Origin of the sequence: Paenibacillus paludis, from assembly GCF_042610515.1 — a bacterium.
In the GTDB taxonomy this organism is placed as follows: Bacteria; Bacillota; Bacilli; order Paenibacillales; family Paenibacillaceae; genus Paenibacillus_AQ.
In genome coordinates this window covers 168,499-186,158 of the sequence record NZ_JBGJZP010000007.1, presented here as the reverse complement: position 1 = coordinate 186,158, position 17,660 = coordinate 168,499, and the positions used below count along the sequence as shown (strand labels likewise).

15 protein-coding genes are annotated in these 17,660 nt (G+C 50.6%); 5 read left to right on the top strand and 10 right to left on the bottom strand.

Translation table 11 applies throughout. From position 1 onward, the window contains the following. Positions 1-147: 147 nt before the first annotated feature. The 4 genes from ACAN56_RS15820 to ACAN56_RS15805 all read right to left on the bottom strand — a co-directional run bounded on the left by ACAN56_RS15820 (position 148) and on the right by ACAN56_RS15805 (position 5,300). Positions 148-2,172, bottom strand: coding sequence for a DUF6449 domain-containing protein (locus ACAN56_RS15820; protein WP_379144035.1), 2,025 nt, complete (start codon positions 2,170-2,172; stop codon positions 148-150). Then, the gene (locus tag ACAN56_RS15815) at positions 2,147-3,049 is read right to left on the bottom strand and encodes an ABC transporter ATP-binding protein (RefSeq protein ID WP_379144033.1); all 903 of its coding nucleotides are present in this window, start codon (positions 3,047-3,049) and stop codon (positions 2,147-2,149) included. The genes ACAN56_RS15820 and ACAN56_RS15815 overlap by 26 nt, the downstream gene beginning before the upstream one ends. After that, on the bottom strand, positions 3,042-3,428 hold the full coding sequence (locus ACAN56_RS15810; RefSeq protein ID WP_038586399.1) for a GntR family transcriptional regulator: 387 nt from the start codon (positions 3,426-3,428) through the stop codon (positions 3,042-3,044). The genes ACAN56_RS15815 and ACAN56_RS15810 overlap by 8 nt, the downstream gene beginning before the upstream one ends. A 195-nt stretch (positions 3,429-3,623) precedes the next feature. Continuing rightward, entirely contained in the window at positions 3,624-5,300 is a 1,677-nt protein-coding gene (locus ACAN56_RS15805) for an MFS transporter (RefSeq protein ID WP_379144030.1), read from the bottom strand. A gap of 155 nt (positions 5,301-5,455) precedes the next feature. Between ACAN56_RS15805 and ACAN56_RS15800 the strand changes: the two genes are divergently transcribed. Further along, positions 5,456-6,073, top strand: a complete 618-nt coding sequence (locus ACAN56_RS15800) for a TetR/AcrR family transcriptional regulator (RefSeq protein ID WP_379144028.1) — start codon at positions 5,456-5,458, stop codon at positions 6,071-6,073. Positions 6,074-6,208: 135 nt separating this feature from the next. Here the strand turns inward: ACAN56_RS15800 and ACAN56_RS15795 are convergent, their stop codons facing one another. Beyond that, entirely contained in the window at positions 6,209-7,339 is a 1,131-nt protein-coding gene (locus ACAN56_RS15795) for a polysaccharide deacetylase family protein (RefSeq protein WP_379144314.1), read from the bottom strand. Positions 7,340-7,844: 505 nt separating this feature from the next. Between ACAN56_RS15795 and qoxA the strand changes: the two genes are divergently transcribed. Genes qoxA through qoxD form a run of 4 tightly spaced genes read left to right on the top strand, consistent with a single transcriptional unit; the run spans position 7,845 to position 11,736 of the window. Next, on the top strand, positions 7,845-8,861 hold the full coding sequence (gene qoxA, locus ACAN56_RS15790) for a cytochrome aa3 quinol oxidase subunit II (protein ID WP_379144025.1): 1,017 nt from the start codon (positions 7,845-7,847) through the stop codon (positions 8,859-8,861). Between the two features lie 43 nt (positions 8,862-8,904). Beyond that, positions 8,905-10,848, top strand: coding sequence for a cytochrome aa3 quinol oxidase subunit I (qoxB, locus tag ACAN56_RS15785; protein ID WP_038586390.1), 1,944 nt, complete (start codon positions 8,905-8,907; stop codon positions 10,846-10,848). Further along, complete coding sequence (qoxC, locus tag ACAN56_RS15780) at positions 10,845-11,441, top strand: cytochrome aa3 quinol oxidase subunit III (protein WP_038586387.1); 597 nt, start codon at positions 10,845-10,847, stop codon at positions 11,439-11,441. Before qoxB ends, qoxC begins: the two co-directional genes overlap by 4 nt. 1 nt (position 11,442) lies before the next feature. Further along, positions 11,443-11,736, top strand: coding sequence for a cytochrome aa3 quinol oxidase subunit IV (gene qoxD, locus ACAN56_RS15775; RefSeq protein ID WP_081965692.1), 294 nt, complete (start codon positions 11,443-11,445; stop codon positions 11,734-11,736). Positions 11,737-11,988: 252 nt separating this feature from the next. On the opposite strand, the gene ACAN56_RS15770 is transcribed toward qoxD, so the two are convergent. From ACAN56_RS15770 to ACAN56_RS15750, 5 genes are all read right to left on the bottom strand, one after another. Next, the gene (locus ACAN56_RS15770; RefSeq protein WP_038586384.1) at positions 11,989-13,698 is read right to left on the bottom strand and encodes a methyl-accepting chemotaxis protein; all 1,710 of its coding nucleotides are present in this window, start codon (positions 13,696-13,698) and stop codon (positions 11,989-11,991) included. 198 nt (positions 13,699-13,896) lie between these two features. After that, entirely contained in the window at positions 13,897-14,583 is a 687-nt protein-coding gene (locus tag ACAN56_RS15765) for an ECF transporter S component (RefSeq protein ID WP_038586381.1), read from the bottom strand. After that, complete coding sequence (locus ACAN56_RS15760) at positions 14,556-16,301, bottom strand: ABC transporter ATP-binding protein (RefSeq protein WP_379144019.1); 1,746 nt, start codon at positions 16,299-16,301, stop codon at positions 14,556-14,558. Before ACAN56_RS15760 ends, ACAN56_RS15765 begins: the two co-directional genes overlap by 28 nt. Beyond that, a complete protein-coding gene (locus ACAN56_RS15755; RefSeq protein ID WP_052091827.1) occupies positions 16,217-17,161 on the bottom strand; it encodes an energy-coupling factor transporter transmembrane component T in 945 nt (314 codons plus the stop codon). The genes ACAN56_RS15760 and ACAN56_RS15755 overlap by 85 nt, the downstream gene beginning before the upstream one ends. Continuing rightward, complete coding sequence (locus ACAN56_RS15750; protein WP_379144016.1) at positions 17,158-17,460, bottom strand: DUF4430 domain-containing protein; 303 nt, start codon at positions 17,458-17,460, stop codon at positions 17,158-17,160. Before ACAN56_RS15750 ends, ACAN56_RS15755 begins: the two co-directional genes overlap by 4 nt. Between the last annotated feature and the right edge of the window lie 200 nt (positions 17,461-17,660).

Sequence of the window (17,660 nt, the reverse complement as noted above, 5' to 3'; positions counted from 1 at the left end):
GAATGGAAGATAGATAATAGCATTATGCGAGTGTAGATTATTCCCTTGTTCAATCATCTGTCCAGACCTCCTGCCGTTCTTGTATTTTCCAAAAGCATAATCCACTCATCCAGTTTCTGTCAACCCGCTGAAGCTAAAACCAGAATCTTAAGGAAGCAGTGATTTTATAGCAGGCGTAAGGTCTTGTTTCCTCAGCGATATATAAGTCACTTCTCCGTACTTATACTTCATCTTTACTACATATTCGCCGGTTTTCCCGCTATAATAGCGTTCTTTTCCCAGAATATCGCCGATAATCTTCTTATCCTTGGTGACCGCCGCAAGACCTTCGCTGCGCGCCAGATCAAAATGCCGCTCAATATTATTCCTGCTTGCCGCGTCAAGCTTATCAATATACCCATCCTTTATAATTTCAGCGGATTCCACATCCTGTGCCTGGGTACGAATTTTATCCGCGTATCTCTTTTCGGCCAGCCAGCCCTCAAGCTCATGATAGGAGGGTTTCCACTCATAGCCATAATAGAGCTGGTAGCCCTTTTCATCCGGCTTGCCTATCGTTTGGATAGAAGCCTTGGAAACCCGGTTGTCCAGCTGATCTTCATAGGACATGTTCAATATCTCCCGTTTCAGAATTTCCTTGAATTCTTTAACCTCTTGAGGATCGGAGATCGAAACCGCTTTACTTATGTTGCTGATTCTCAGACTCTCCACATTATCGCCAAGCCGGGACAGCATATATTCGTTGCGCTTGAACTCCTTGTTCTCCATGATCGCCTTCAGCTCCGGTTCGAAGCCGGCTGATGGAATCCAGTAAGACCGCAGCATCTGCCGCCCATTCTTCAACTGGTACGCAATGCTGAACTGCCTGTTGCCGATAGAATTGCCCAGAGAACGTTCTTCCTCGCCAGGCCGCACAGTGACAAGTGCCTGATGCAGCTTGCGTACAGCCTCAATATAGCTTTTGTCTTCATTGAAGACTTCCTTCTCTTCACAGGGACGGTTCTGAACTTCCATCGGGCCTTGCCCTGGTTCGGTCAACATCCAGAAATTGCTCCCGGCATAAGCCGCCGTGACTTTGTCCGCTGCCGGTACCCTGCTCTCATAGCCGGTAATCCCAGTGACCGGAACATAGAGCAGGAGTCCTAGCAGGATAGTATAGGCGGCGAAGTCAGCGAATACCCTGCGGGTCATGATCTGCCATGTCTTGCGAATGATCATTTCAGCTACAACATAGCCGATGAGTGCTCCGGCAATACAGCCGCCAATAAGCCAGCCTGTCTGCTGCGGCTTCACATTGCCGAAATAAGACACGGAAACCAGCATGGTGCAGAACATCACCCCTGCTTTGAACAACGGATTGAAATAGGTGAAGGCAATCGCCTGCCCAGCCTTTTCGCTATGCCGTTTGCGGTAAAGCACAAAGGATAGCATAATTACTAAGAGAGTGATCACGAAATATATCCATTTCTCTCCTGTACTGACCTTATCGTATGCATTGCTGAGTCTCACAATCTGCAGAACCGGCGACCAATTGACCATTCTATACTCATCATTATAACCGCCTGAATACCCGTACAAATACCTATTAAGATGCATGCCGGTCAGCATTAACAGCGCGGAGGGAAGAACGAGCAGGATATAAACAACAACCCCCTGGAGAATAGTTTGACCTGTACATATCCCAACGAAGGCAGTGAAAACGAACAGGAACAAGGTGAGGATGGTAACCGTCAGGCACCACTCCCAGACTTCCGCTCCTTGGTAAATGTACCTATTGCCGTCCAGTGGTGCCACGATTGCTGTAACTGCGGCAGTTAGCCATACCGGAAGAAGCAGAAGAATCAGGCCGCTCCATGCATGGGCAGCAAGTAAATGCTCCCGGCGCAGCGGCAGGCTGTGCCACAGATCCGATGAAGGTTTAGACTGCAGAAACCGGAAAAGGAATAGACCGGCTACCACTGGAAGCGTAGCGATAAAGAACACTTGCATATCACCGCCGATACCGAACAAACTCTCGACTTTCTCAGGCTCCGCATTCGGATTGCCGCTCAAGAACATCTGGAGCGGAAGAAAGAACATCAGACCTAGCGTGTATATAATTCCGATCCAGCCATGCTGGCGCAAGTTTTGGCGGATTACGCTGCTGTTAAAGAAGAATCGGCTGCGCGTCATAACCGGCATCCCCCATTTCATATATAAAGATTTCCTCAAGTGTCAGCGGCAATAGATCCAGTACATATGGATCGTACACCCGAAAAGCCTGCCCGATCCGCTCGCGGTCCCCTTTTACAATATAGAGATTAACGCTGCCACGCTGTTCCTGATGAAGAATCTGCAGCTTGGCTGTCAGTACCGATGCATGCCGCTCATCCCGGAACGCCACCTGCACTTTATGCGTGTCCGCTTTGAGATCGTCCAGATCCTTCTCCACCAGCATTTTGCCGCCGTGCATAATGCCGACATGATCGCATAGATCTTCAATTTCCCGCAGGTTATGTGAGGAGATGATGACGGTCATCCCCCGTTCGGCCACCTCCTGGAACAGCAGATTCTTGATCTGCCGCCGCATGACCGGGTCAAGCCCGTCGATCGGCTCATCCATGATAAGCACATCCGGGGAGCAGCTTAGGGCGAGCCAGAAGGACGCCTGGCGCTGCATACCCTTGGAGAACCGGCTGAGCTTGCGGCCTGTATCGAGCCGGAACATTTTCCCAAGCTCCTGAAAGTGCGCCTCATTCCACCCCGGATAAATAGAGCGGTAAAAGGCGGCCATGCTCTTGATTGATGCCTGCGGGAAGAAATAAGGACTGTCCGGCATGAAAATGATCCTTTGCTTCACCTCGGGGTTTTCAAAGACCGGCTTCCCTTCAAACTTAACCGTGCCCTCTTCCGGCCGGTAAATACCGGCGAGCGTCTTCAGCAGTGTTGTTTTACCCGCACCGTTCGATCCGAGCAGTCCGTAAATTGCTCCTTTATGTACAGTCAGCGAAATGCCGTCAACCGCTTTTTCTCCCTGAAAAATTTTGCTGACGCTGCGAATTTCAATCATGTTTCTCCCCCTCTCTCTGATCCAGCACCTGGCGGTACAGCGCACCTATCTCGCTTTCGGTAAATCCGAGGTAGACGGCTTCGACCATCAGGCGCAGCAGCTCATTCCGCACTTCCGCCCTCTTGCTCTCGTTCAGACCCTGTTGAAGCGGAGCCACGAAACTCCCCTTACCCTGCAAGGAATAGATGTAGCCTTCCCGCTCCAGCTCCCGGTAGGCTTTCTGAATCGTATTCGGATTTATGGTGAGCTGCGAGGATAAGATCCTCACCGAGGGAAGCTGTTCATCTGCCCGCAAAATACCATGCATAATCATTTCTTTGATCTTGCCGGTCAGCTGCTCGTAAATCGGCTTGCGGCTGCGGACATCCAATTCGAACATGACAGTTCTCCTTTCTGATGTTGTATCACAAACTGTGTCTAGGTGTATTAACTGTACTACTATTATTAGTACAGTTAGATATACATGTCAACCTCAAAACAAATTAGATTAGGCCAACCAGAAATTACCGGCTGACCTAATCTTATAAAGCCCCAAGGGCTTTCTTCTATATATGCACGATATGCACGGAGATCACTATTGCTGCGGCAAAGTAAGTTCCCCAGGAACCCCGGCCCCCTTCCGTTTCCGGCGTTTGTCGCTGAACAGTGCGAATACAGCACCCGGAAGCATAATAAGGCTGGCTAAAACGTAAGTTCTGCTGTATGCCTGTTCAGCTCCATGTTTCATGTCTTCTCCTGCACGTGACAGGACGAGCTCCATCTCCTGGGTTTGCCGGCTCCGGTCAGCGGCAAATGCCTGCTGATCCGAAGGGGCAAGCCGGGCAGCAGCAAGTTCGGCCTCCTTCAATACCTTCTCGGAGGTTTCAGCCGGTGAGCTTTCCACATTTGCCAATGAACCCGCCGCATCAGCAATCACTGTTTTGAGAAAGGGCTGGAGCACAGCATCCTTCTCCACTGCTTTCACCGCGCGGACGGAAGCCGCATGCAGCCCGTCGCTGGTATTTTGCTGCAGCACAGTAACGATAATAGCCACCCCGATCACACCCCCCAGTGACTTTGCCATATTCGTAATCCCCGATGAGATGCCTACCTTCTCCTCTGGCACGTTGCGTACGGCTGAAGACATCACCGGTGCCATGGTGAACCCGGTGCCGATACCGGCCACAACCAGACGGATCAATACTTCCGGAATCGTTGAGTCTGCATGCAGTCCGCTTAATGAATACATCGCTCCGGCCATCATAATCATTCCAACCGCCCCAAACAGCTGGCTGCCGTATTTATTGGACAATGGCCCGGAAAGGGCTGAGCTGACGATCGAGCCCACCGCGATCATGGAAAGTACAAGTCCGGCCCGCAGTTCGGTCATCCCCATCATCCGGGTCAGGAAGAAAGAGGTCAGCAGAGAGATATTCATCAGCCCCGCACCAACAAAAAGCATAGTTAACGTTGCACCGTTGAACGGGGGAATTCTCAGCAGCGACAACGGGAGCATCGGCTCCTTCCCTTTCCACTGTGTGAGGAAAAAAAAGACGAGAAACAGAACCCCTGCAGCCAGCAGTAGCAGCGTCATCCGGGAGTTCCAGCCATAGTCCTGAACTTTAATCAGTGCATAGGTAATAAAAAACATCGCCCCGGTTATTCCCAATGTTCCGCCATAATCAATGGATCGGCCTGCAGTGTCATCTCTGGATTCCTGTATAAACAGACAAGTAAGCACCACACTCAGCACCCCCAGCGGCACATTGACAAAAAAGATCCATTGCCAGTTCAGATTTTGCGTAATAATCCCGCCAAGTGCCGGCCCGCTCGCAGCCGCAACGCCTGAAACGGCCCCCCATATGCCGATGATCAAGCCGTGCATCTCCTTTGGAAAGGTTGTGGTTGTCAGCGGAATGGTAACCGGAACAATGATGGCCCCCGCAAGGCCCTGAAGGACTCTTAATCCAATGAGCATCCCAAGTGAAGAAGCAAAGCCCGCGAGCAGCGAGGTCACAGTAAACAGCACCACACCGATGATAAATATTTTCTTCCGTCCGAATTGGTCGGCCAGTCTTGAAGCCGTGAGAATGAATACAGCAAACGCCAGATTATAACCATTCATCACCCACGAAATTTGCGATACGCTGCCGCCAAATTGCCTCGTCATTTCAGGCAAGGCAATATTTATAATCGTCGTATCCAGCAGCGCCATGAAGAAACCCAGAACAATTGCCGTAAAAGAAAAAGCCCTACGCATTCTGATGCTCAATTTCATCTCTCCCCATATGTGAACTTTAGTTCATGTTTGAATTATATGAACTACAGTTCATGTTTGTCAATAACAAATTTGAACTGTAGTTCAACTTTTATTGACAGTCAAATACTGCTCCTCTACAATCGGTTATAAGGGGGGGGGCTTTAACCATGAGTGAAATGGAAGACAAGACAAGAACACCGCGGCAGGACCGCAGCATCAAGACCAAGGAAGCCATCGTTCAAGCCGCCATGAGGCTTTTCTCGGAGAAGGGCTACCATCAGACCAATACGAAGCAGATTGCTGCTGCAGCGGGTGTATCCACCGGCAGCTTCTATTCCTATTTCATAGATAAACGGGCTGTATTTATCGATGTGCTTAAGAATTACAGTGAAGCGCTGCTGGCAAGGATAGAAGCCTACATGTCCGAGATTAACATTCAGAGCCCTGACAAGTATGCACTGCTGAGCCATCTGGTAGACAGCCTCATCCTCTCGCACGAGGTCTATACCGGATTCCACAAGGAACTGTCTATTATGTATCTCAGCGACGAGGGTATCAAAGAGCTGATGGACGCACAGTATGAAGTCGGACGTGTCCTAACGCTCCAGTATCTGCAAATGGGTAAGGATGAGCTTAAGATCACAGATTTGGAAGCCGCTGCCTTCCTTGTATTCGAATCCATCAGTGCCATAGTGGATGTCATCGCCTTTTCCTCCCATCGTATTGGAACGGACAGAATAAAGACCGAGCTTGTCAGTATGCTCGTAGGGTATTTGTACATATGACAAGGCTATGCTGTCGGGCCTCCAAATACAGACCCCTGAAACCACCGCGCAGCACAAAAAAGCGGCTTAAGCAGAAAACAATCTGCTTAAGCCGCTTTTTACACTCTTTCTACATCTTGCCGTAAACGCTGACGATCAGCGCTTATCCTTCCAGAAATTCAGCGGCTCCATATCCTTCGTAATAATCTCAAAGGTATAGCCTTCCTTCTTCAGTGTTTTGAGTACGTCCGGCAGCACTTTCAGTGTAGCTTTCTGGTCATGCATCAGGATAACAGGATTGCTGTTGGACTTTTGCAGTTTATGGACCTGTTCCATAACCGTATTATAGATCCTGGCGCTGTTCTCCTTGTATTTCCAGTCGTTTGAGTCCACATTCCAATCCCACAGATGGAAACCCTGGCTCAGCACTCTGTCCCTGAAGGATTTGGTGAAATAAGGTTTACTTCCGTACGGCGGACGGATCAGTGTTGTGCTGGAGCCGGTGATCTTCTTCAGCACTGCATTATCAGCTGACATTTCGGCAAGTGCTGCACCCGGAGAAGCATAAAACTTCTCTTTGCGGTGAGTCATGCCGTGGAGTGCGAGTCCGTGGCTTTCCTCTTCAATTCGTTTCACTGCCGACGGATACCGGTTCATATTGGGTCCAAGCATAAAAAAGGTCGCCTTTACCTCATTTTTGCCCAGAATATCCAGCAGTTGCGAAGTCGTTGCCGACGGTCCGTCGTCAAAGGTAAGATACACTATCCTCCCTTGCTTGCCCGGGGTTGTCTCCGGAGCCGGCTTTGCGCTGACAATCGGCTTTAATTCGCTCTTGAATTGGCTTACGAACGCCGCATCATCCAAAGCCGCCGATGTATCCCGCACTCTTAGTAAATATTTATCCGGCTCAAAGGTTATCATATACCCAAGATAAGTACTTATCCGCAGTGGAACCATCAGCGATCCATTCTGCACAAAGGTACTTATTGGAACAATGGTATCATTCTGGAGTTTGGCGCCTCCGTCATTTTTGAGCAGTAAAAGGGATTTGCCGCCTCCGGCGATCTGAACCCCGTCCTGAAGCATGGAAATGTTCCACTTCAGCTTCTGCGCCAAAGCGCGTACTGGAACATAATAGTTACCTTTTACAGAAACAGCTTCTATTTCCGTCAGTGTGTCGTTCACACCAAGACGTAATGAGGCATTCGTTCCGGCTGCGATTGCCGTGTTCTGTAGAATACCGAAACATAAGAATAAAGACATGAATAACAGCATTGTTTTTTTCATTCGCACAAGCAGTAATCTCCTATCTATGTATATTTATCTATACTTTATCACACATAGATAGATTTGAATTTGAGAGATTGTAACCGCCCAAAGAATATCTTGTTACTTTTTCACAGTGACAAAAGACATATTCTTAATATTTATCAAAAAATCGCAATAATCGTCGAAAGCTGTCGCGGCCGCAAAAAGCGGTTAAAATCAGGCTTTATTGCTAAAATTAATTGTGACGAAATTAGTAACATTTGTGAAAAAGTGAACAAAATTTGAACAACCTTAAAATTACCTTAAACCGCACCACTACAGTGATCTTTGTCATACCTTACGACATTTGTAACAATTCGATCACACATATTTAACTTGTTCGCCATTATTAAGGTCTTATGTGTCTTTATTGTTAAAATATGTATTTTGCATTATGGGTAAGTAGTTCTTACTATAGATACAGGTTAATATTTATTGGCTAATGAACGGCAATGAAAAGAAGTATTGAAGGAAGGAGTTCTATATGAAAAAAAAGGGTCCGTTATACGCTTTGTTCCTCAGCCTAATCCTTCTTCTGCCGGGATGCAGTTCGCTCACCGTTCTGAATCCGAAGGGTCCGGCCGCACGCACTTTATCTGACACCATCATCCTGTCCATTCTGGTGATGATCGGGGTCCTGGCAGTTGTCTACATCTTATATATATTCGTACTGGTGAAATACCGGGCGAAGAAAAGCAACGAAGGTTACATTCCAGAACATGAGGAGGGCAACAAGGTTCTCGAAGCCATCTGGATTATTATCCCGATTATCATCGTAACCTTTTTGTCAGTAGTGACTGTAAAATCAACCCATGCGGTTGAGAATGTCGCGGAGGAATACAAGGACCAGAAGCCTTTGGTTATTTACGCCTCTTCTTCCAACTGGAAATGGCATTTCAGCTATCCTGAGGAGGGAATTGAAACCGTAAACTACGTCAATTTCCCGATTCACCGTGCGGTAGAGTTCAGATTGTACTCTTTCGGCACCATCACCAGCTTCTGGATTCCACAGCTTGCCGGACAGAAGTATGCGATGAGCGACATGCTTACAAAACTTAATCTCTCCGCCGACACCGCAGGTTCATTTATCGGCAAGAACTCGAACTTTAGCGGTAAAGGCTTCGCCCACATGGAATTCGAGGCGCTTGTGATGAGCGACAAGGAATATGCCGAATGGGTCAAAGAGGTTAAGGATACCGCGCCTAAGCTTACGGAGGATGAATTCAAAGGCCTGCTGGCTGCCGAACATCTTGGACGCAAAACCTATTCCTCCACCCATTTGGAGTTCAGCCCGCCGCCGGGAGACCATAGCGAGCATATGAGCGGCGATGGTACGGAAATGGATATAGATAACGGAAATATGGATCATCAGGATAACAAGGACATCCACCCTTCTCCTGAACCATCCAGCCAGACCGAATTTGACAGCGAGCCCAACCCTGAGGTGAATGAGCCGCTTCCAAGCTCACCTGTAGAAGAACACACACACGAGGGCCACTAACTCGTTCACAGTTTAATGTAACAACCTGAAAGGAGCTACCCTAATGGATTTAGACAAATTTAAGGTTCACGGCGAACCCCTGATATACGGAGCAATGATCAGTATCGCTCTTGCGACCATCGGGATTCTCGTTGGGCTTACCTATTTCAAGAAATGGGGATACCTCTGGCGCGAATGGCTTACAACTGTAGACCATAAGAAGATCGGGGTTATGTATATCCTGGCCGCACTGCTTATGCTGTTCCGCGGCGGTGTTGACGCCATGATGATGCGTCTGCAAACGGCAGCGCCGGAAATGAAATTCCTCGATGCCCAGCATTATAACGAGGTCTTTACCACCCATGGTCTGATCATGATTCTGTTCATGGCCATGCCGTTTATCATCGGTTTAATGAACGTGATTATCCCACTGCAGATCGGCGCACGAGATGTGGCCTTTCCGCGGCTGAACGCGGTCAGCTTCTGGCTCTTCTTCATGGGAGCTATGCTGCTTAACATTTCGTTCGTAATCGGCGGCTCGCCGGATGCCGGATGGTCGGCTTACTTCCCGCTAGCGAGTCTGGAATTCAGCCCTACGGTCGGTAATAACTATTACTCCCTGGCGCTGCAGATTTCCGGTATCGGGACACTGATCACAGGCGTTAACTTCATCGTGACGATTCTTAAAATGCGTGCACCAGGCATGACGCTGATGAAGATGCCAATGTTCACCTGGTCCGTACTGATTACGAACATTATTATCGTATTTGCCTTCCCTGTGCTGACTGTGGCACTTGCCCTGATGATGTTCGACCGGCTGTTTGGCTCTCAATTCTTCACGATGGCTAACGGCGGGATGGATATGCTCTGGGCCAACCTGTTCTGGGTGTGGGGACATCCGGAGGTATATATCGTTATTTTGCCGGCATTCGGTATTTACAGCGAAATTATCGCCACCTTCTCCAAAAAGAATCTGTACGGCTACACTTCCATGGTCGTCAGTATGCTGCTTATCTCCCTGCTGTCCTTCCTGGTATGGGCTCACCATTTCTATACCATGGGCCAAGGGGTTATGGTCAACAGCTTCTTCTCCATAACAACTATGGCGATAGCTGTGCCTACCGGGGTTAAGATATTCAACTGGCTGTTCACCCTCCGAAAAGGGCGAATAACCTTTACGACCCCGATGCTGTACACATTGGCTTTTATCCCGATCTTCACCATCGGCGGGGTTACCGGCGTTATGCTGGCGATGGCCAGTGCCGATTACCAGTATCATAATACGATGTTCCTGGTTGCGCATTTCCACTACGTGCTGATTCCGGGCGCCGTGTTCGCCGTTATCGCCGGGTTCCATTACTGGTTCCCAAAAGTATTCGGCTTCCGCCTGAATGAACGTCTGGGCAAACATGCCTTCTGGTGGATTATAATATCCTTCAATGTCACCTTCTTCCCACTGTTCTTCCTGGGACTTATGGGTATGACCCGTCGGATGTATACCTACTCAGAAGAGACCGGCTTTGGTCCGCTGAATATGCTCTCCTTCGCCGGTGCTGTCGGCCTGGCGATCGGATTTGTTATTCTGGTCTACAACATCTACTGGAGCACACGCTACATGCCAAGAGACACAACAAGCGATCCATGGGATGGCCGTACACTGGAATGGGCTACACCAAGTCCGATTCCTGCTTATAACTTTGCAATTGTGCCAAAAGTTCAGACGCGTGATGCCTTCTGGTCCGCGAAGCAGGATAATATTCCGCTCTTTGAAGATAAAATTACTAAAATCCATTTACCAAACAATACCGGGAAGCCATTTATCCTGGGTGTCATCTTCTTCTTCCTGGGCTTCTTCCTAGTATTCAGCATGTGGATTCCTGCCATCGTGGCCGGAATAGGCATCATCATCATGCTGGCTGCCATGTCCTTTGACCGGGATCACGGCTTCTACGTTTCAGCTGAAGAAGTTATTGCTACTGAAAAGAAACTGCGGGGTGAGACTGTATGAAAATAGATGCGTCCAAGCCGCTGGAATATTCAACAGAGGAGAACAGCAACAAGATTTTCGGTTTCTGGGTATTTCTCGGAGCTGAGATTCCGCTCTTCGCCACTTTATTCACCGTTTATTTAGTAATGGTCGACCGTTTCGCCAGCGGACCAAGCGGAAGCGAGCTGTTTGAAATCGGCCCGGTGCTGATTGAAACCTTCCTGCTCCTGTCGAGTTCGTTCACGATCGGGCTTGCGATCCATGCTATGCGTCTCGGCTACAAGAAGGCCATGATGGTCTTTATGGCAATCACACTGCTGATGGGCCTCGGCTTTATCGGCATAGAAATTGATGAATTCTTCACCTATGTTCATGAAGGGGCTACACTGCAAACCAGTGGATTCCTATCCAGTCTCTTCGTATTGCTCGGCACGCACGGTGCCCACGTCAGCTTCGGCTTCCTGTGGGGCGCAGCGATTATGATCCAGATCTGGCGTCAGGGCATTAATCCGGCTACCGCCAATAAAGCCTTTATCTTCTCGCTGTTCTGGCATTTCCTGGACGTTGTCTGGATCTTTATCTTCAGCTTCGTCTACCTGAAAGGACTGATGTGACATGATGAAGCAACTGTTCCCAATTCGCCATGTGATGGGTTATCTGGCCTCTCTGGTCCTTTCTGCCGCTGCGCTGGTTGTCATCTATGGTGATCTGTCCGATGGGGCAAATATGGCGGTTCTGCTGATTACAGCCCTTATCCAGGCTTCCCTGCAGCTCTTCGTATTCATGCATATCGGGGAATCCGCAGATACCAAGAAAGAGCTTTATATCAATATCGCTTACGCTTTGTTCGTCGGATTGGTTACCATCTTCGGAACCCTGTTCATCTTCGTATGGGGCTGGTACGCTTAAGAACAAGATAAGCTGGACAACACATTCAGGTCCACTCCGGTCATCCGATCCGGGGCGGGCCTTTTTTTTGTTTTGCAGGATGTTCATAAAAAACATAAATCGCAGTCTCAGATGTCTATTAGTTAGCGTTGGTGAGTGATTCCGGCGATGAAATGAACATTCGGCCATATATAAAAAGGAGAGGCCACCGGAACGTGAAAGTTCCGGTGGTCTCTCCTTATGTAGCCTATATCTGCTGCTGCTGCTCTGTATTTAGAGTTTGAACTTGGCCAGTTCCTTCTGCAGGTCCTCGGCAAGTGTGGCAAGATACTGGGCAGAAAGCGACATTTCCCCCATCGCAGACAATTGTTCCTCACTGGCAGCACTTGTATCCTGCACTTCCCCCGCGCCTTTGCGGGAAATCTCATTGGCGTGTTCCATGGCCTGTGATACGGCCTGCGATTCCTTTGAGACATGCCCGACAGCCTCTCTGATGCCTTCCGTCTGCCGGACGGCATCATTAATTGAATGCTGTATTTCCTCAAACGCCTGCGAGACCACTTCACTCTGCGCAAGACCCTCTGATACCAGTTGTGTTCCCAGTGCCATTGAATCTACCGCACTGGCGGTTTGCTGCTGAATGTCAGTTATGATTCCGGTAATCTGCAGCGAGCTGCTTCCTGTGGCCTCCGCCAGCTTGCGGATCTCTCCGGCAACAACAGCGAAGCCCCGGCCATGCTCTCCGGCTCTGGCCGCTTCGATTGACGCATTCAGCGAAAGCAGATTCGTCTGGGTGGCGACTGCATTAATGGTTGTGATAATCGTACTGATCTCCCCGGACAGATTGCCCAGATTGCTGACTATTCTCTGACTCGATGCAACACTAGAGTCAATTTCCTTCATCTGTGCAAGGATCCGCTCAACAGCTTCTGCGCCGCGGTCTGTCGAGACAGCAGCCCCGGCCATCAGTTCAGCCATCTCATTGCCGCTGCGCTCGACGGCGGCAATATCCTCCGTCATGTTCTGCACGGATGCTGTCGTGCGGCTGATGTTCTCGACCTGGACATCAAATCCCACGGCTATTTCATTCGAGGTTTCGGCGATCATCTGCGAAGCGCGTGCGGTCTGTTCTGCACTGGCACTCATTTCCTCCGACGAGGCCGACAGCATCTCCGCACTTTCCGAGACCCCTTGCATCATCACTTTCAGACTATCCAGCATCGAATTGAAGGAAAGGTTGATCTGGCCGATTTCATCCTTGGCTGTATAGGATGCAGCTACGGTCAAATCGCCCTCTTCTGCCCGCTTCATCAATCCCTGCAATTCTTTGAGCGGCTTCGTAATCAGCCGGGTGATTATAATACTGATCAGAATACAGAGAATCAAGGCGGCAGTAATCAGAATCGTGCTCACAGTTGAGGATGTCTTAGCGTCGGCTAAAGTAAGCACATTATGCTCAGAAGCATCCTCTAAAAGCAACCGGGCTGTGTCATCCAGCAGACCGACCATCAGCTTCCTGGACTCGCTAAAGGACACACCCGAGAAAATTTGATAGCCTTCACTATTAAGATTCTTATTGGCAAGCTGAATGATATTATCGCGCTGTGTCCGGTAATCCGGCAGCAACGACATATACTCGTTGATTTTATTGCTGATTTCAGTATCCTTGAAGGCAATTAATTTCAATTGCTCCAGCAACTCATTGTTTTTTGCAATGTTTTGCTTAATCCCCTCGGTCAGCTCTTTGCTCTTGACGGTTTCCTTGGTAAGCAAAGCTTCCAGCAAAAAAGACTCAATCGACCGGTTGTTGGCCCGCAGCTCCGTAACCAGGTAAATCGGCTGCAAATTCCCGCTATAGGTCTCTTGGGATCGCTTGGCCATTTTTTGGGTGGAGGTAATGCCCGTTAGTCCTAAACCGATCAGTATAGCAACCACAATTACCACAAGCAGTGCCATTTTATATTTCACTTTCAAATGTCTCATGTCCTTTTCCCGCCTTTTTGTTCTTGCTGTGTTATCTTATTCATCGGCGAAAAAGGTCGAAATAATGATGATTAATCACGAAAAATGTCGAAATAAACAGAAAAATATCCTAATTTAAGAACACTCAGACCTCTTAATGACTGAAATAACATTCCAATGTAATTTCACGCAACAGAATCCATGAGATCAGCGGCCTAATCATTCCTGCAGCAGCCCGTATTTCTTGCGGAACCGCTCCAGCACCTTGGTCCAGCCACCGGCCAGAATTGCCAGGAAAAATACATTGGACAGGGCATGGGCCAGATCGAAATAAAAGCTCGAGACGTATGCGGATAACACAAGCCCCCAGCTAAATGCATCCGGCAGGCTGATAATGTACCAGATATTCATAATCCAGCCGAACAAAAAACCCCAGATGAAGCCGAAGAGAAGCAGGCCGCCTCGTTTCTTCATCCACCAGGTATTCCTCAGCCAGCCCGCCGTCAGGCCCGCCATCCCCCAGGCAAACATCTGCCAGGGCGTCCATGGACCTTGCCCGAAATAAATATTGGATACAAGTGCGGCTACCGCCCCGATGATAAAGCCAGCCTCAGCCCCAAAAACATAAGCGGATAAAATGACAATAGCAGACACTGGCTTCACACTCGGCAACGCGGCAAAAGGAACCCTGCTGACCGCAGCGATTGCCGACAGCACGGCCAGCAGCACCAGCTCCCGCGATTCCAGCGGACGCCGCTCCAGCCGGATAAACAGCGGCAGCAATGCCGCTGCAAGCAGCACGAGGCTGAGCAGCATATAATGACGGTCCTTCAGCGCTGACGTAAGTGCCAGACCGGCCAGAAATACACCTAAAGCAATTAACAGCGGAAGCCGGAATCTTGCCATGTTCTCATCACATCCTCAAGAGTCAATGCTTGCGGCAGCAAATCCCGCACCATGCGGTTTACCACCGTTGTATAGAAATAGTTGCTGCTGAAAAACTCCGCCGGAGCTCCCTCTGCTGTAATGCTTCCATCAAACAGCATCGCGCAGCGGGTTGCGTATTTTGCAGCAAACTCCACATCATGCGTCACGATAATAATGCTTATGCCTTGCTCCAACAGCTGCCTTAGCAAGGCTGCCAATCTTTCCTTCGCCCTTGGGTCCAGCCCCTTGGTCGGCTCATCCAGCAGCAGAACGCCGGGCTTCAGCAGCATTACCATGGCCAGCGCCAGCTTCTGCTGCTGGCCGCCGCTGATATCATGCGGATGGCTGTCCAGTACTTGATGAAGCTGAAATACATCCAGCAGGGCTTCTATCTCCCGTTTCTCCTCCTCAGGAGACATGCCTGCATACTGGGCCATATGCCGCAGTTCCTCCGCTACCGTGTCATGGCTGAAATAGAGCAGCGGGTTCTGGGCCAGAAGTCCGGACTTCAGCCCTTTGGCAGACTCGACCTTGCCGCGCTGCGGCTTCGCCAGCCCGCCCAGAACATGCAGCAGGGTCGATTTCCCCGCACCATTCCCGCCCATGATAGCCAGCAGCTCTCCCCGGTGCAGGGACAACGTCAGCTTGCGCAGCACCTCCGGGCCGTCCTTCTCATAACGGAAGGTGACTTCCCGGCAGCTGAGCAGGGGTGCTGCGGCATTGGCTTCGCCGGTGAAGCGTGAAGCTGCACCGTCTTGTGATGCTGTTGCACGGCCTGCGGTCACAGGCGAAAGGACGCCCGCAGCGGAGTGTGAGCCGCTGGTAGCCGTAGCTCCAGCAGGCGCTGCTGCTGCGTGTGAATGCAGCCAGCGTTTGCCCTCACGCACCGTCAGCGGAATGGATTCCAGCGGAACGGATGAGGCCTCCGGTGACAGGGCGAGGAATAACCGCGACGCTGTCGGCAGGTAGGCCTGATGACTCGCGTTCAGGCCCTGCCCGGCTCCCCGCACGAATCCGCGGGGAGTGTCCTGGGCCTGCAGAACACCATCCTCCAGCATCAGCACCCGGTCGGCCAGCGGCAGCACCTCCTCCAGCCTGTGCTCGCTGATGATGACCGTCATCGACAGTTCCTCATTCAGCCGCTGCAAGGTCTGGATAAACTCGCGGGCAGCGACAGGATCAAGCTGTGAGGTCGGCTCGTCCAGCAGCAGCAGCTTGGGCTGAAGCAGCAGCACGGAGGCCAGATTCAGCAGCTGCTTTTGTCCACCTGAGAGCTCATGCACCGATTTGTACAGCAGCGGCTCCAGCCCGAACAGCCCGGCGATTTCCGCCAGCCTGCTGCGCATGACCGATGGCAGGTAGCCCATATTTTCCATCGCAAAAGCCAGCTCATGCCATACGGTATCCATCACAATCTGCGCATCCGGATTCTGAAATACAATCCCGATATCCCCGGCTGCTGTCTCCGCAGGCAATTCCGCCAGCGGCTTCCCTTGATAGCTGATGGAACCGCTGTTCAATCCCACCGGAGCAAGCTCCCGTTTCAGATGGCGCAGAAGTGTTGTTTTGCCGCAGCCTGAAGGGCCGAGAAGCACAACGAACTCGCCCTCCTCTATCGTAAATGAGAGCTCATGGAGCGTGTCTCTCTCTGCATCGGGATACCGGAAGGAAAATCCTTCCGCCGCGATGATCGCCATAACCATTTCTCCTTTCCTTCCAGCCAGAGGGGGATTCCTACGAACAGGCAGAAGCCGGCATACATGACCGCCTCGCCTGAGCCCCAGGCCATAGGTTTCATCCGCGGATATATCTCAAAGATGCCGTACCCCTGCAGCCAGCCAAACAGCGGAATTATACCGCTGAGCGAGAGCAGAGCCAAGACGGTCTTGTCCTGCCGGTCAAGCCTGTAAATCCCGTACACACTGCGTTTGCGGATGCCGTAGCCGCGTGCTTTCATCGAATCGGCCGTCTGCAGCGCCTCCTCCAGCGACCAGGTCAGAAGCACCTTGAGCAGGGTCATGCCGTCCCTCATTCTTTTGCGCAGCTTTCCCTTGCTTACATCAATGCCTCTGATCTGCTGAATCAGGGAAATTTGCCGCAGCCGCCGCTGAAACAAAGGCACAAAGCGGATCGTCATCAACGTCAGCAGGGCCGTCTTAGGCGCTGCCCCGGCGAACAGGTACATGAATTTATCCGCCGTTACCGTGTAGTTATAAGAAATGAACAATATAAAAATCGTCAGCAGCACGGTCATCATCATCAGTCCGTAGAACACCGCTTCCAACGTAATCGGCTGATCCATAAAATAAAACAGGATGTGCGAGCCCCGGTGCGAGAACAATGGATTAATCACGGCCACGGAGCCGGCCATCAACAGGTAAAAAGGCAGCCCCCGCAGCAGCTTCCGTCCCTGTCCCTGCAGCAGCAGAAGGCCAAGTAAACCGGCAATTTCCGTTACCAGAAACAGCGGATGAAACAGCAGGGCAGCGAACAGCAGCAGCCCTGCATAGTATAGCAGGGCTACCGAAGGATGCATGGAGCGAAAGCCGCTGTTCATGGCGCTTTGGCTCCCAGATCTTTGCCCAGATCCAGGGTGTACAGCCACTCAATAGCATCCCCGAGCTGTACAGTATAGCTTCCGGCACCTTTGCCCGGAAACTCCCCGTTCACCTTGTACATCCAGCCGCTCTCTGCCCCATGGTCGAATTCATACAGATTGTCTATTCCTTCCACATAGGCGAAACCCTTGGAGCCCTGGTATTCCATCTGTATTTTGTTCTTGCGGGTAATCCGTTTCAACAGCTCCAGCGCACTTTCGCCCTTCTCAATTTCAAAGGCTGCCGGAGCCAAAATCACGCCGTACTCCTCATCCCCTGTGATGGAGACGGTAGCTGTGCTCTCCGCAGCGGCGGGCTTCGCAGGCGCTGCCGCTTCGNCGTTTCAACAGCTCCAGCGCACTTTCGCCCTTCTCAATTTCAAAGGCTGCCGGAGCCAAAATCACGCCGTACTCCTCATCCCCTGTGATGGAGACGGTAGCTGTGCTCTCCGCAGCGGCG